Source organism: Streptomyces atratus, assembly GCF_040655115.1.
In the GTDB taxonomy this organism is placed as follows: domain Bacteria; phylum Actinomycetota; class Actinomycetes; order Streptomycetales; family Streptomycetaceae; genus Streptomyces; species Streptomyces atratus_D.
The window spans coordinates 34,806-50,155 of sequence record NZ_JBFAJH010000020.1; the positions used below are offsets into that span (position 1 = coordinate 34,806).

General features: G+C 70.9%; 8 protein-coding genes. All 8 read left to right on the plus strand.

What is annotated here, in order from left to right; all coding sequences use genetic code 11:
• Window positions 1-6 precede the first annotated feature (6 nt).
• The 8 genes from AB0I23_RS22040 to AB0I23_RS22075 all read left to right on the plus strand — a co-directional run bounded on the left by AB0I23_RS22040 (window position 7) and on the right by AB0I23_RS22075 (window position 15,313).
• Window positions 7-1,533, plus strand: coding sequence for a CYTH and CHAD domain-containing protein (locus AB0I23_RS22040; protein WP_359111534.1), 1,527 nt, complete (start codon window positions 7-9; stop codon window positions 1,531-1,533).
• Between the two features lie 50 nt (window positions 1,534-1,583).
• Window positions 1,584-3,509: a TIGR03960 family B12-binding radical SAM protein gene (locus AB0I23_RS22045; protein ID WP_359111536.1), complete on the plus strand. Its 1,926-nt coding sequence runs from the start codon at window positions 1,584-1,586 to the stop codon at window positions 3,507-3,509.
• Between the two features lie 106 nt (window positions 3,510-3,615).
• On the plus strand, window positions 3,616-4,845 hold the full coding sequence (locus AB0I23_RS22050; protein ID WP_359111538.1) for a hypothetical protein: 1,230 nt from the start codon (window positions 3,616-3,618) through the stop codon (window positions 4,843-4,845).
• Window positions 4,846-4,968: 123 nt separating this feature from the next.
• Entirely contained in the window at window positions 4,969-5,751 is a 783-nt protein-coding gene (locus AB0I23_RS22055) for a TIGR03936 family radical SAM-associated protein (protein WP_359111540.1), read from the plus strand.
• Between the two features lie 232 nt (window positions 5,752-5,983).
• A complete protein-coding gene (locus AB0I23_RS22060) occupies window positions 5,984-10,099 on the plus strand; it encodes an Rne/Rng family ribonuclease (protein ID WP_359111542.1) in 4,116 nt (1,371 codons plus the stop codon).
• Between the two features lie 373 nt (window positions 10,100-10,472).
• Window positions 10,473-11,591 (plus strand): DegT/DnrJ/EryC1/StrS family aminotransferase, encoded by a 1,119-nt coding sequence (locus AB0I23_RS22065; protein WP_359111544.1) that lies wholly within the window; start codon window positions 10,473-10,475, stop codon window positions 11,589-11,591.
• Entirely contained in the window at window positions 11,588-12,595 is a 1,008-nt protein-coding gene (locus AB0I23_RS22070) for a Gfo/Idh/MocA family protein (protein WP_359111545.1), read from the plus strand. The genes AB0I23_RS22065 and AB0I23_RS22070 overlap by 4 nt, the downstream gene beginning before the upstream one ends.
• A 123-nt stretch (window positions 12,596-12,718) precedes the next feature.
• Window positions 12,719-15,313, plus strand: coding sequence for a glycosyltransferase family 4 protein (locus tag AB0I23_RS22075; RefSeq protein ID WP_359111547.1), 2,595 nt, complete (start codon window positions 12,719-12,721; stop codon window positions 15,311-15,313).
• Window positions 15,314-15,350 lie beyond the last annotated feature (37 nt).

The following is a 15,350-nucleotide window of genomic DNA, read 5'->3' on the forward strand; positions in this document are numbered from 1 at the left end:
CGGGTCATGGCGGACTCGAAGCGTGAGATCGAGCGGAAGTACGAAGCCACCGTCGACACCAGGCTCCCCGATCTGACCCGGGTGACCGGGGTCGCGGCCGTGGACCACCGCGGCCTCACGGAGCTGGACGCCGTCTACTACGACACCGAGGACCACCGGCTCGCGGCCGACGCACTCACCCTGCGCCGCCGCACCGGCGGCGCCGACGCCGGCTGGCACCTCAAATTCCCGGTCGCCTCCGGGATCCGCGACGAGATCCGGGCCCCGCTCTCCGACACCCTCCCGAACAGCCTCGCAGGGCTGCTGCGCTCCCGGGTCCGCGAGACGGAGCTCGTCCCCGTCGTGCGGCTGCTCTCCGCCCGGGACGTCCACCACCTGCTCGACGCCGACGGCGCGCTGCTCGCCGAACTCAGCGTCGACGAGGTCCGGGCCGAGCGGCTCACGGGCGGTAGCGGCACCGCCGCCTGGACCGAGATCGAGGTCGAACTCGCAGACGACGGCGACCCCGCCTTCCTCGACGCTGTCGAACGCCGACTGCGCAAGGGCGGCGTACGCCCGTCCGCATCGCCGTCCAAACTGGCCAGGGCTCTCGACGAGACTGCCCCGAAGAGGGAGCAGCACCCGAAGGGGAACGGCACGTCGCGGCCCCGGACCGCGGGCGACCACATCATGGCGTATGCACGAGACCAGATCACGGCGATCGTCGCCCTCGACCCCGCCGTACGCCGCGACCTGCCGGACTCCGTGCACCAGATGCGGGTCGCCACGCGCAGGCTGCGCAGCGTCTTCAGGACGTACGGGAAGATCCTGGACCGGACGGTCACCGATCCGGTCGGTGACGAGCTGAAGTGGCTGGCCGCCGAGCTCGGCATCGACCGGGACCAGGAGGTCCTCGACGAACGGCTGGGCACCCGGATCGCGGAACTGTCCCGCACCCTCGTCCTCGGGCCCGTCAGCAGCCGCCTGCGCATCTGGTCCGGCGCCCGCCGTTCGGATACCCGGCCCCGGACCGTCGGCGTACTCGACGGGAAGCGGTATCTGACGCTCCTCGACACCCTCGACGCGTTGCTTGCCGACCCGCCGCTCCTGCCCGCCGCGGACCGCAGCCCGCAGGACGCTCTGCCGCCCGCCGTCCTGAAGGACTACGCGCGTCTGGCCACCCGGATCGACCACGCCCTGGACCTTCCCGCGGGCCAGGGCCGGGACGTGGCGATGCACGGGGCCCGCAAGGCCGCCAAGCGGGCCAGGTACGCGGGGGAGGCGGCCACCCCCGCGCTGGGCAAGCCCGCCAAGAAGTTCGCCAAGCGGATGAAGGCCGTGCAGACCGTGCTCGGCGACCACCAGGACAGCGTCGTCGCCCGTGAAGCCCTGCGCGCCCTGGCCGCCCAGGCGCACGCGGCAGGGGAGTCCGCCTTCACCTGGGGTCTGCTGTACGGGCATGAGGAGGCGGCCGCGGCCGCCCGCGAACGGGAACTGCCCGGAGTGTGGGAGCGGGCCTCCCGGCCGAAATTGCGGTCGGCGCTGACAGGCTGAGTGCCGGGGTACGCTGGATGGTCCCCTCTGTCGGCTCTCGAAAGTTCGCGATGTCTGTCGATTCGGTCTTCCCACAGCTCGAAGCTCTGCTCCCGCATGTGCAGAAGCCCATCCAGTACGTCGGCGGTGAGCTCAACTCCACCGTCAAGCCGTGGGACGAATGCGACGTCCGCTGGGCGCTCATGTACCCGGACGCGTACGAGGTCGGGCTGCCCAACCAGGGCGTCATGATCCTGTACGAGGTGCTCAACGAGCGCCAGGGCGTCATGGCCGAGCGCACGTACAGCGTGTGGCCGGACCTCGAAGAGCTGATGCGCGAGCACAAGGTGCCCCAGTTCACCGTGGACAGCCACCGCCCGGTGAAGGCGTTCGACGTCTTCGGGCTGAGCTTCTCCACCGAGCTCGGCTACACCAACATGCTCACCGCGCTCGACCTCGCCGGCATCCCGCTGGACGCCAAGGACCGCGGTCTCGACGACCCGATCGTCCTGGCCGGCGGCCACGCCGCGTTCAATCCGGAGCCGATCGCGGAGTTCGTCGACTGCGCGGTCATCGGCGACGGCGAGCAGGCGGTCCTGGAGATCACCGAGATCGTCCGCGCCTGGAAGGCCGAGGGCCGGCCCGGCGGGCGCGAGGAGGTGCTGTTCCGCCTCGCGAGGACCGGTGGCGTCTACGTACCGCGGTTCTACGACGTCGAATACCTCCCGGACGGCCGCATCGGTCGCGTCGTCCCGAACAAGTCGGGCGTGCCGTGGCGCGTGTCCAAGCACACCGTCATGGACCTCGACGAGTGGCCGTACCCGAAGCAGCCCCTTGTCCCCCTCGCCGAGACCGTCCACGAGCGGATGTCCGTCGAGATCTTCCGCGGCTGCACCCGCGGTTGCCGTTTCTGCCAGGCCGGCATGATCACGCGCCCCGTGCGGGAGCGGAGCATCACCGGCATCGGCGACATGGTCGAGAAGGGTCTCAAGGCGACCGGCTTCGAAGAGGTCGGCCTGCTCTCGCTCTCCTCCGCGGACCACAGTGAGATCGGCGACATCGCCAAGGGGCTCGCGGACCGGTACACCGAGGACAAGATCGGTCTCTCGCTGCCCTCCACCCGCGTCGACGCGTTCAACGTCGACCTGGCCAACGAGCTGACCCGCAACGGACGCCGTTCCGGTCTCACCTTCGCCCCCGAGGGCGGCTCCGAGCGCATGCGCAAGGTCATCAACAAGATGGTCTCGGAAGAGGACCTCATCCGGACGGTCGCCACCGCGTACGGCAACGGCTGGCGCCAGGTGAAGCTGTACTTCATGTGCGGCCTGCCCACCGAGACCGACGAGGACGTCCTCCAGATCGGCGACATGGCGGTCAACGTCATCGCCAAGGGCCGCGAGGTCTCCGGTCAGAACGACATCCGCTGCACCGTCTCCATCGGCGGCTTCGTGCCCAAGCCGCACACCCCGTTCCAGTGGGCCCCGCAGCTGAGCGCCGAGGAGACCGACGCCCGGCTGGAGAAGCTGCGCGACAAGATCCGCGGCGACAAGAAGTACGGCCGCTCGATCGGCTTCCGCTACCACGACGGCAAGCCCGGCATCGTCGAGGGCCTGCTCTCGCGCGGCGACCGCCGTGTCGGCTCCGTCATCCGCGCCGTCTACGAGTCCGGCGGCCGCTTCGACGGCTGGCGCGAGCACTTCTCGTACGACCGCTGGATGGCGTGCGCCGAGAAGACGCTCCCCGAGTTCGGCGTGGACGTCGACTGGTACACCACCCGCGAGCGGACGTACGAGGAGGTCCTGCCCTGGGACCACCTGGACTCCGGTCTGGACAAGGACTGGCTCTGGGAGGACTGGCAGGACGCGCTCGACGAGACCGAGGTCGAGGACTGCCGCTGGACCCCGTGCTTCGACTGTGGCGTGTGCCCGCAGCTCGGTCTCGACATCCAGATCGGCCCCACGGGCAAGAAGCTGCTCCCGCTGACGGTCGTCAAGTAACACCGGACATCGCGTCACACAGGGCGCGTCACCGTTCGGGTGACAGCTCGATGACGAAGGCCCGGCCCGGGAAACCCTGGGCCGGGCCTTTCGCGTCCTGTCTCCCATGGACCAGGAGAAGCAGCCTCACGTGTACGGCAGGCATCAGGCACCCGCGCACTACGAAAACGGCGACGGCTGCCTGACCACGCTCATCAGGATTCCGGTACGGGTCGTGGTGCTGGTCGTCGTCCTGCCCGTACGGATGGTCTGGGACGTACTCGTCGCCACCGCACGCGCCGCCGACCGGGTCCTGCTGCGCCCCCTGGGACGGGCCCTGTCCTGGCTGGGCAGGGTGCTCGTGGTCGTCCCGCTGGTCCGGCTGTACGAGTCGGTCCTCACCCCGCTGGGGCACGGGCTGCGGTGGCTGGGTGCCGTGGTCGGGCAGGGGCTGCGGTGGCTGGGCGCGGCCGTCTTCGTGTGGCCGTGGGTGGCGCTGTGGCGGTATGTGGTCGTGCCCGTGGTCCGGTACGGGGTCGTGGCGCCGGTGGTCTGGTTGTACAGGTGGGTGCTCACCCCGTTCGGGCTCGGGCTGCGGTGGGTGTACCGCAAGCTGCTCACCCCCGCCGGACGGGGCCTCGCCACCGGCATCGGCTGGGTGCTCACCGCTGTCTTCGTGTGGCCGGTGGTCGGGGTGTGGCGGTACGTTCTGGTGCCGCTCGCGCTCGCCGTCAGCTGGCTGGTGGAGCACCTCGTCGTGGCCCCGCTGGCCTGGACGTACCGGGCGCTGCTCACCCCGCTCGGCCGCGGCATCGCCTGGCTGGCCGACGTGGTGGCGAGCGGTGTCGTCGCAGCCGCGCGGGGGCTGGGGGCGGTCGTCGGCCGGCTGGTCGGGATGCTGCTCGTCGCCCCCGTCGCCTGGCTGTACCGGCGGGTCCTCGCCCCGGTCGGCCGCGAGATCGCCGCCGCGATCGGCGTCGCCTGGCGTATCGCCGGACACATCTCGCGGGCCGTCGGCCGCGGCCTTGCCCGGCTGGCGTGGCATCTCATCGGCGCCCCGGTGGCCTGGGTGTACCGCACGGTGTGCACCCCGGTCGGCCATGTCGTGCGCGACGCGGTCTGGGCCCCCGCCAAGCGCGCCGCGGTCGAGGCGGGACGTGCGGCCCGCAGTGTGCTGCGCACCGCACGCGAGACCGTGCGGCAGGCCCGCCGCGACGCATGGCGCGCACTGGTCGGCGGGGGCCCGGTCCCCGAGCCCCGGGAACCGGTGCGCCCCCTTGCGCGTACTCTGGGTAGTACAACGACTGTGCCCAGCGCGGCGCCCGAACCCGAGATCTCCCTGCGTAAGCAGGGGTGAGCCGGACCGGACACCCCCGGGCCACCCGTATTTCGAGAGCGGCGTGCCACCGCGTCCGCTCCGCACCGAGGAGAAGAACCACTGGGCAAGCGACAGCCCGAAGGCCCGCCGCCCGCACCGGCAGTGCAGCGCATCCGACTGCGCTACACCAAGCGCGGCCGCCTCCGGTTCACCAGCCACCGCGACTTCCAGCGCGCGTTCGAGCGGGCGCTGCGCCGTGCCGAGGTGCCCATGGCCTACTCGGCGGGCTTCACCCCGCACCCCAAGGTTTCGTACGCCAATGCCGCACCCACCGGCACGGGCAGCGAGGCCGAATTCCTGGAGATCGCCCTCACCGAGCCGCGGGACCCCGACACGTTGCGCGCACTGCTCGACGCGTCGCTCCCGGACGGCCTCGACATCACCGACGCGGTGGAGGCCCGCACCTCGGGTCTCGCCGACCGGCTGACCGCCTCGGTGTGGGAGATGCGGCTCGAAGGGGTCCCCTTCGAGGACGCCGAGAAGGCCGTCGCCGGATTCCTCGGCGCCGAGACCGTCGAGGTCCAGCGCCGTACGAAGAACGGCATGCGGACCTTCGACGCCCGCGCTGCCGTCGCCGGCCTGGAGGCCGTCGATCCCGGCGCTGATAGGCCCGGGGACAAGCCCTGTGCGATACTGCGGCTGGTTGTTCGGCACGTGACACCTGCCGTGCGACCTGACGACGTCCTGTCCGGTCTCCGCGTTGTGGCCGACCTGGCGCCGCCGGTCCCCGCAGCGGTGACCAGGCTGGCGCAGGGGCTCTTCGACGAGGAGTCCGGCACGGTGACCGACCCGCTCGCGCCCGACCGCGAGGCAGCCCCGGCCGCGCAACCCACGGCCACCGGGACCGCCGTCGCGACGGCGCCGGAAGGTGCAGGTTCCGCGTAAGGCGGTCGTTGTAGCGCAGCCCTCGGGCTCGGGAGCCACCTGGGCCGGGCCGCGCGCTGACCCATAAGACTTTCGCCAGGCCGTACGTACATCGCGTACGGAACCGGCGAGCCAGACATTCAGCTCCTGTGCGGCGCCCGCGCCCCGGACGGCGGTACCGCGTTTCTCATGCGGACCGTGCCGGACCGGAATCAGGCGCGGCGCCCGGGAGCGTGACGGGAGAACTGCCCGCATGCTCGAACCGATCGAACCCGGTACGACCGGGAACGCCGAAGAGAACAACACCCCCGGCGACAAGCTGCCGCCGCGCCGCAGGCGCCGTGCGGCGTCCCGCCCGGCAGGCCCGCCGTCGGCGGGCGCCAAGGGCGCGGAAGCCGCCGAGGACGTCGCGCCGGCCATACCGGCCGTTGACGCCGAAGCGCCCGACATTGCCGCTGCCGCCGAGGCGGAGGCCGCGCCGCCGGCGCGTACCCGCCGCCGCGCGGTCCGCAAGGCGACCGCCCCCGCAGGCGCCCCGCAGGCCGCCGAGGTCGTCGAGGCCGTCGCGGTCGTCGAGGTGAAGGAGCCCGCGGAAGCCGTTGCTCCCGCCGAGACCGCCGAGGCGCCGCGTGCGCGTCGTCGGGCGACGCGCAAGGCGACCGCTCCCGCGGGTGCGCCGAAGACCGAGGAGGCCCCCGAGGCTGCTGTGCCCGCCGAGGCTGCAGAGCTCACTGAGGCCGCTCCGGCGCCACGTGCGCGTCGCCGCGCGACGCGCAAGGCCACGGCTCCGGCAGGTGCGCCGCAGGCTGCCGAAGCCGCTGAGGTCGTCGAGGCCGCGCCGGTCGTCGAGACCGCCGCTCCCATCGAGGCGCCCGTCGCCGAGCCCGTCGAGGCCGCCGCCCCGCGTGGCCGTACGCGCCGCCGTGCGTCCGCTCCGGCGGGTGCCCCGCAGCCCGTGTCGGGCGACACCACGAGCGCCGAGATCGTCGAGCCCGTGGCGGCCGCGGAGGCCGTGCAGGTCCCGGAAACGGCAGAGATTGCCGAGCCGGCTGCTCCGCGCGGCCGCCGTCGGGCGTCCCGCAAGGCCGCCTCGCCCGCGGGTGCCCCGCAGGTCGCCGAGATCGTCGAGCCTGTCGCGCCGGTGGAGGCCGTGGTCGAGACCGCTGCCGCCGAGGAGCCCGTCGCCGAGCCGGAGGAGGAGACCGAGGCCGCCGCGCCGCGTGGCCGTCAGCGCCGCCGGGCCACCGCCGCCGCAGGTCGGCCGGAGTTCACCGGCAAGGTCGAGGAGCCCGCAGGCAAGGGCCGTCGGGCGACGCGTCCCGCCGTGGCCGTCTTCCAGGCGCCGGTCTTCGCCGAGCCGATGTTCCAGACCCCGGAGACCGCCGCTGCCGCCGCGGCGGCAGCCGGTCCCGCCTCGCACTACGACGAGGCCGAGGAAGAGATCGAGACGGCTGAGGAGACCCCGTCGGCCGAAGAGGTGGCTCCCGCCGCCGAGGCCGCACCGCAGGCCGGTTCCCGGCGCCGTCGTCGCCGTCGCGGCGAGGCCGTCGAGACCGAGCCGGTCGCCGACCGGGCGCTCGCTCCCGCCGCCCCGGTGGAGGAGCACGCCGAGGACGAGTTCGAGGCGGAGGCCGAGGGCGAAGCCGAGCACGAGGGCGAGGAGGCGGACGAGTACGGGGACCGGCCGTCGCGCCGTCGCCGTCGCGGTGGCCGTCGCCGTCGCCGCGGTGAGCCCAGCGAGGCGGACGAAGCCGCGGAGCAGCACGCCGACGAGCACGCCGAAACGTCCGAGGACGAGCACGAGCGCGGTCACGAGGCCGACGAGGAGGAGGAAGAGGACCACGAGGCGGCCGCCTCCGGTTCCAGCAGCAGCCGTCGCCGTCGTCGCCGTCGCCGTCGCAGTGGTGACGTGTCGCCCGAGGCCGAGTCCGGCACGGACGACCCGGAGCGTACGGTCGTGAAGGTCCGCGAGCCGCGGGAACGGCGTGGGAAGGAAGCGGCCGAGCGCGAGCCCGGTACCGGCTTCGACGAGGTCCAGTCCATCAAGGGCTCGACCCGTATGGAGGCGAAGAAGCAGCGCCGCCGCGAGGGCCGCGAGCAGGGCCGCCGCCGTGTCCCGATCATCACCGAGGCGGAGTTCCTGGCCCGCCGAGAGGCAGTCGAGCGCGTGATGGTCGTCCGCCAGAACGGCGACCGCACCCAGATCGGCGTCCTCGAGGACAACGTGCTCGTCGAGCACTACGTCAACAAGGAGCAGGCCACCAGCTACGTCGGCAACGTCTACCTGGGCAAGGTGCAGAACGTACTGCCGTCCATGGAGGCCGCCTTCGTCGACATCGGCAAGGGACGCAACGCCGTCCTGTACGCCGGTGAGGTCAACTTCGAGGCACTCGGCATGGCCCACGGGCCGCGCCGGATCGAGACCGCGCTGAAGTCCGGCCAGTCCGTCCTCGTCCAGGTGACGAAGGACCCGATCGGCCACAAGGGTGCCCGCCTGACCAGTCAGGTCTCGCTGCCCGGCCGCTACCTGGTCTACGTGCCCGAGGGCTCCATGACCGGCATCAGCCGCAAGCTGCCCGACACCGAGCGTGCCCGGCTGAAGACCATCCTCAAGAAGATCGTCCCCGAGGACGCGGGTGTCATCGTCCGTACCGCGGCCGAGGGCGCGAGCGAGGACGAGCTGCGCCGTGATGTCGAGCGGCTGCAGCAGCAGTGGGAGGACATCCAGAAGAATTCGAAGAGCAACGGCAGCGCCAACGCGCCGACGCTGCTCTACGGTGAGCCGGACATGACCGTCAGGGTCGTCCGCGACATCTTCAACGAGGACTTCTCGAAGGTCATCGTCAGTGGTGACGACGCGTGGCAGACCATCCACGGTTACGTCGGGCATGTCGCTCCCGACCTGACGGACCGGCTGTCGAAGTGGACCTCCGAGGTCGACATCTTCGCGACGTACCGGATCGACGAGCAGCTGATGAAGGCGCTGGACCGGAAGGTCTGGCTGCCCAGCGGCGGTTCGCTGGTGATCGACAAGACCGAGGCGATGGTCGTCGTCGACGTCAACACCGGCAAGTTCACCGGTCAGGGCGGCAACCTCGAGGAGACCGTCACCAGGAACAACCTGGAGGCGGCCGAGGAGATCGTGCGTCAGCTGCGGCTGCGCGACCTCGGTGGCATCGTCGTCATCGACTTCATCGACATGGTCCTGGAGTCCAATCGGGACCTGGTGCTGCGGCGCCTGCTGGAGTGCCTGGGCCGCGACCGTACGAAGCACCAGGTCGCCGAGGTCACCTCGCTGGGCCTGGTCCAGATGACCCGTAAGCGGGTGGGCCAGGGGCTGCTGGAGTCGTTCTCCGAGACCTGCGTCCACTGCAACGGGCGCGGCGTGATCGTGCACATGGAGCAGCCGAGCTCGATCGGTGGCGGCGGCAACGGCAAGCGGGCCAAGAAGCGCGGCCGCGGCGGTGCCGGTGAGCAGCTCGAGCACGAGATCCTCGTCGACCACGAGCATGTCGAGGCGGAGGTGGAGACCGAGGCCGAGGTGACTGCGGAGGTCGCTGCCCCGCTTGCGCTCCCCGAGCCGGAGTTCGTACCGGACGAGGAGCTGTACAGCAGCCCGGCCGAGGCCGAGGCGGCTGCCTCGCGTGGCCGTGGCCGCCGGCGGGCGACCCGTAAGGCATCGGCACCGGCCGGTGCCCCGAAGTCCGTGCCCGCGCCCGCTCCGGTCGTGGAGCCGGAGCCGGTCGCCGAGGCTCAGCCGCTCGTCGAGCCGGAGCCGGTTGTCGAGGTCCCGGTGGCCGTCGAGGTCCCCGTGACCGAGGCACCGCAGGGCCGTACGCGCCGTCGGGCGACCCGTAAGGCGACTGCTCCGGCGGGATCGCCGGCCCCGGTCGAGCAGGTTGCTCCGGTCGAAGCGCCGCTGTCCGTCGCGGATGTGGTGGCAGAGGCCCCGGTGGCCGAGGTTCCGCAGCCGGCGGCCGCACCGGAGGCCGCCCCGCCGCGTGCCCGGCGCCGGGTGACCCGCAAGGTCACCGCCCCCGCGGGATCGCCCGCGGGTGCGGACGGCGCCGAGGTCGTCGTGGTGACCGGCTCCGTCGAGCCGAAGCCCGACGCCGAGCCGGTCGTTGTTGCGGTCGAGGCCACGGAGTCCGCGGAAGCCGCGGAGATCGAGGCCCCGGCGAAGAAGACGGCGCGCAAGGCCGCCAAGAAGGCGACGGCCAAGAAGGCGGTCACCAAGAAGGCGGTCGCCAAGAAGACGACTGCCAAGAAGACCGCCGCGAAGAAGACGACGGCCAAGAAGGCGGCGAAGAAGACGGTCGCCGCGGAGCAGTCGTCGCCGGCGGCCGTCTCGGCGGACACCGAAGGCTGACCGGCGGTCGGAGGGTGAACGACGAGGTGCGGTCCTCCCACGGGAGGGCCGCACCTCGTCGTAGCCGTCGGGGTGGCCCTTTTCTTTGACCTTAACCTCGACGAAACTCGCTGTGAAAAGCCTGATAATGTGACGCGGCCGTGCCGGGGGAGGTCTTCCCGGGAAAGGGCTGCTCCTGGCGGTGCCTTGGCTCAGCCGGAGCGAAACAGCCGTTCATTCCCTGCGTGAACCAATTCCGTAGGGAATGGCAGATTTTGTCCGTAATGTACTGGTACACCATCGGTTATGTGCCGGGCGTAGGGGTCCCCCCGGACATCCACACGCCTCAAAGCCCTCGCCGATCAAGCTCTTGCGCTGTTCAAGGAGGATGCCCATGTCGAGCGACACCCGGGGACCTGTCCCCGCTGCCCGGCCGGTGATCGGTGAGGAAGAGATCGAAGCGGTGGTGCGCGTACTGCGCAGCGGTCGCGTGGTCCAGGGTCCGGAGGTGGCCGCCTTCGAGGAGGGCTTCTCGGAGCTGGTCGACGGACGTCACTGTGTCGCCGTCAACTCCGGCACCTCCGCGCTGCACCTTCTGCTGCTGGCGCTGGGCATCGGCCCCGGCGACGAGGTCATCGTCCCGTCGTTCTCCTTCGCGGCCTCGGCCAACGCGGTTCGTCTGACCGGGGCCGACGTCGTCTTCGCCGACATCGAGCCCGGGAGCTTCGGTCTGGACCCGGCCGCCGTCGAGGCCGCCCTCACCCCCCGCACCGCCGCGATCATGCCCGTTCATCTCTATGGACACCCGGCGGCGATGGACGCGCTGATGGCAATCGCGACGAAGCACGGCCTCGCCGTCGTCGAGGACGCCTGCCAGGCACACGCCGCGGCCCTGAACGGCACGCCCGTCGGCGCTTTCGGATCCGGCGGCACGTTCAGCTTCTACCCGACCAAGAACATGCACGCGCTCGAAGGCGGCATGATCACCACGGCCGACGCCGAGGTTGCGCGGACCCTCCGGCTGCTGCGCAATCAGGGCATGGAGCAGAGGTACGCCAACGAGATCGTCGGCGCCAACATGCGTATGACGGACGTCTCGGCCGCCGTCGGCCGCGTACAGCTCGGAAAGGTCCTCGGCTGGACCGAGCAGCGCCGCGCCAACGCCGCCTACCTCGACCGGCACATCACCGCGGCCAATGTGACGGTCCCGCCCGTTGCCGAAGGCGCACGCCATGTTTACCACCAGTACACCGTCCGGGTGCAAGGTGACCGGGACGCCGCCATGGCCAGGTTGAACGAGGCGGGTATCGGCAACGCCGTGTACTACCCGACCCCGATCCACCGGCTGAAGCCGTACTGGGAGCCCGACCAGAAGGCCGGCCGCAACTGGGATCTTCCGGAGACCGAGCGCGCCGCCGCCGAGGTCGTCTCGCTGCCCGTGCATCCTTCGCTCTCGCCGGACGACCTGGACCGTATCGTCGTGGCTGTGAACTCGCTGGGAGACATGCAGTGACCGCAGGACTGAGGGCCGGGCTGATCGGTCTCGGCTCGATGGGCCGCCACCACGCCCGCGTGCTGGCCGGCCTGGAGAACGTGACGCTGGTCGGCGTCGTCGACCCGATGGGCGACAAGAACGGATGGGCCCAGGGCGCTCCGGTGCTGTCCACCGTCGAGGAACTGATCGGGCTCGGCATCGACTACGCGGTGGTGGCCTGCCCCACCGCACTCCACGAGGAAGTCGGCCTGCAGCTCGCCGAGGCCGGCGTCTGCGCCCTGATCGAGAAGCCGGTCGCCGACACGGTCGAAGGGGCCCGCCGTCTGGTCGAGGCCTTCGAATCCCGTGGTCTGGTCGCGGGCGTCGGTCACATCGAGCGCTGCAACCCGGCGCTGCGCTCCCTGCGCACCCGCCTGGAGGCGGGCGAGCTGGGCGAGCTCTTCCAGGTGGTCACCCGCCGGCAGGGCCCGTTCCCGCACCGCATAGCCGACGTGGGCGTCGTCAAGGACCTCGCCACGCACGACATCGACCTGACCGGCTGGGTGACGGGCCAGAGCTATGTCTCGGTCGCGGCCCACACCGTCCACAAGAGCGGTCGGCCGCACGAGGACATGGTCTCCGTCGCCGGTCTGCTCAGCGACGGCAGCATGGCCAACCACCTCGTCAACTGGCTGAGCCCGCTCAAGGAACGCTTCACCTCCGTCACCGGCGAGCGAGGTACCTTCATCGCCGACACCCTCACCGCCGACCTGACCTTCCACTCGAACGCCGCGGTGGCCACCGAGTGGGAGGCGCTTCAGGCGTTCCGTGGCGTGTCCGAAGGCGACATGATCCGCTACGCCATACCCAAGCGGGAGCCGCTGCTGGTCGAGCACGAGCTCTTCCGCGACGCGGTGCTCGGCGTCTCACAGGACATCTGCACGCTGCGGGAGGGATTGCGGACGGTCGAGGTCGCGGTCGCGGTGCTCGATTCGGCCGTCGCAGGTACCACCGTCCGTCTCGACAGCAACAGCAGCGCGTAACAGCGAGTGGTTCGACCCCGACTCGGTGGCTGGGCGAGGACCACATCCCGCTTGTCCCCGGCCCCGTCGCGAATGCGTGGGGCCGGGCACCGAACTCTGTCTCTTCCTCCGGAGGAAGCACGCATGGAATCCCCCACCCGTCGACCGCGGCTCGCGGTAATCGTCGCCAATGGCATCACCGGTGACTCGCGAGTCCAGAAGACCGCTATCGCTGCGGCCAGGGACGGCTGGGACGTCACTCTGATCGGCCGAAGTGACACCAAGCGGGTCCAGCGCTCGAAGATGGGTCCGATCGACGTGGTCCGGGTCCCGGTCCAGACCGATTACCTGCGATCCGTCAACGCGCGCAGGTCGCACCCGTTGCGCGGTTCGCTGACCCAGTTCCACCTCCAGGACAAGGCCGCCCTGAACCGGTACCAGGCCTCCTACCGCGCCTGGGTGCGGCAGAAGTCCGCTGAGAGCAACTGGTCGGGCGCCCCGCGCCGGGCCTCGCTGAAGGCCCTGCTGCGTGCCGGGCGTGCTGTGCACAAGTTGCGGGTCCGTGCCTTCAAGTGGGAGCAGCGTCGCACGTCCGAGCCCCCGCAGGCGGTCGGCGACTGGCAGCGCGACTGGCCCCAGGTGGTCGACCTCGACCTCGCCTTCGGCCCGGTGATCGAGGATCTCAAGCCCGACGTCATCCACGCCAATGACTCCACGATGATCGTCACGGCTGCACGCAGCGCCGCCCGACTGCGTCCGACCGGCCACCGTTGTGCCTGGCTGTACGACGCCCATGAGTATGTCAAGGGCGTGGAGTGGCCCAACCCGCGCCAGGCGTACGCGCTGCCCGCGATGGAGGCCGAGTTCATCGGCCGCGCCGACGCGGTCGTCACGGTCTCCCCGCAGCTGGCCGGGATGCTGAAAGACGACCACAAGCTCGCCGACCTGCCGCTGGTGGTGGGCAATTCACCGGTGCGCGAGGTGATCGGTTCCGGCAGGTCTCGCGCATCGGTGCGCGAGTCGGCCGGTGTGGGGCCCGAGGTCCCGCTGCTGGTGTACTCGGGCTGGATCGGCCCCGAGCGCGGTGTGGACGTGGTCGTCCAGGGGCTCGCCGAGCTGCCCGGTGTGCATCTCGCGCTGGTGGTCGGCCGGACGACACCGCTGCTCGAGGGGATCCTGGCGGAGGCGGAGACGCTGGGGGTACGGGACCGGATCCACCTGGTGCCCTACGTGCCGCAGCACGAGGTCGCCGACTATCTCTCCTCTGCCGACCTGGGGCTGACGCCTTTCCGCAAGGTCCCCAACTGTGAGGTCTCGCTGCCGACCAAGGTCTCGGAGTACCTCCAGGCCGGTCTGCCGTTGGTCACCAGTGACGTCAAGGTGATCAAGGCGTACGTCGAGCAGCACGGCCTCGGTGAGGTCTTCACCTGGGACGACCCGACCACTTTTGCGGGGGCCGTGAACCGCGCTCTTGAGGGCAGGGAGAAGCTCGCCGGACAGATCACGGAGGCCGTGCGCGAGGAGCTCTCCTGGGAGTACCAGAGCGCCGGACTGCTGAAGCTGTACCGCGAGCTGTCCAAGAGGACCCCGCCCGGGCCGCGTCCCGAGCTGTCGTGGACGGTCCAGGAGACGCCCGCCACGGCGCGCGTGCGCCCCGCGGCCGACGGTGAGGTGGGCGGTGACCCGGACTGGCGCAAGCTCGGAGGCACCCGCGTCAGGCTCGGTGTGGGGCCCGCCAACTACGCCGGCCAGGGAGCCGCGTACGCCCAGGCCATCACCCGTCTCGACCAAGACGTGTCGGTGGAAGTGGTGATGAACAGGCGGCCCGAGTCCATCGACTACCCGGCCGACGTGTACGTCGACGCCAGCCGGCTCAGGGAGCTCGACGTCGAGTTCCAGCAGGTTCGGCGGGTCGTCGGCCGCTACACGCATGTGCTCGTCGACGCCTTCATGCCGGTCTTTGGCCACCTCAACGGCGACTCGATCCTGGGTGACCTCCCGGCGCTCAAGCAGGCCAGGATCAAGGTGGCGCTGCTTTCGCATGGCAGTGACATCCGGCAACCGGCCCGACACATGGAGCGGCACGAGTTCTCGCTCTTCCACGACGCCCCCGAGGGTGTCCTGGAGAAGCTCCGGGACAAGGCCGAGCGGAACCGCCGCATAGCCGACGAGGCCGGACTGCCGGTGTACGTCACCACCCCCGACCTGCTCGACGATCTGCCGGCCGCCACCTGGGCGCCGCTGGTCGTGGACGTCGCGGGCTGGGCCACCGACCGCCCCGTCATGGAGCGCAAGCGGCCCATCGTCATGCACGCCCCGTCCAAGCGCTGGACCAAGGGCACCGACCGGATCATGCCGGTCCTCACCGAGCTGCACGACAAGGGCCTCATCGACTTCCGGCTCGCCGAGGGCATTCCCTGGGCCGAGATGCGGGAGCTGGTCAAGGAGTGCGACCTGGTCCTGGACCAGTTCACCACCGGCAGTTACGGAACCTTCGCCGTCGAGTCGATGGCAGCGGGCAAGCCCGTCGTGGGCTACATCAGTGACGAGGTGAAGGCCGCCACCGGTGGGGCCCTGCCCATCGTCAGCGCCACCCCCCGCGATCTCCGCGAGGTGCTGGAGTCCCTGGTCGAGGACCGCGAGAAGACGGCCGAGATCGGCCGAGAGGCCGTGAAGTTCGCCCACGCATACCACGACGGAAGCTGGACCGCCCAGGTCCTGAGCGGCTTCCTCAAGTGATGCATGTGCCTCAAGTGACCTGTCCTGTCCAGAAAGG

Bases quoted from the DNA above. Each gene is read 5' to 3' on its own strand.
- AB0I23_RS22040 (WP_359111534.1), top strand. From the start codon at position 7: ATGGCGGACTCGAAGCGTGAGATCGAGCGGAAGTACGAAGCCACCGTC.
- AB0I23_RS22045 (WP_359111536.1), top strand. From the start codon at position 1,584: ATGTCTGTCGATTCGGTCTTCCCACAGCTCGAAGCTCTGCTCCCGCAT.
- AB0I23_RS22050 (WP_359111538.1), top strand. From the start codon at position 3,616: ATGGACCAGGAGAAGCAGCCTCACGTGTACGGCAGGCATCAGGCACCC.
- AB0I23_RS22060 (WP_359111542.1), top strand. From the start codon at position 5,984: ATGCTCGAACCGATCGAACCCGGTACGACCGGGAACGCCGAAGAGAAC.
- AB0I23_RS22065 (WP_359111544.1), top strand. From the start codon at position 10,473: ATGTCGAGCGACACCCGGGGACCTGTCCCCGCTGCCCGGCCGGTGATC.
- AB0I23_RS22075 (WP_359111547.1), top strand. From the start codon at position 12,719: ATGGAATCCCCCACCCGTCGACCGCGGCTCGCGGTAATCGTCGCCAAT.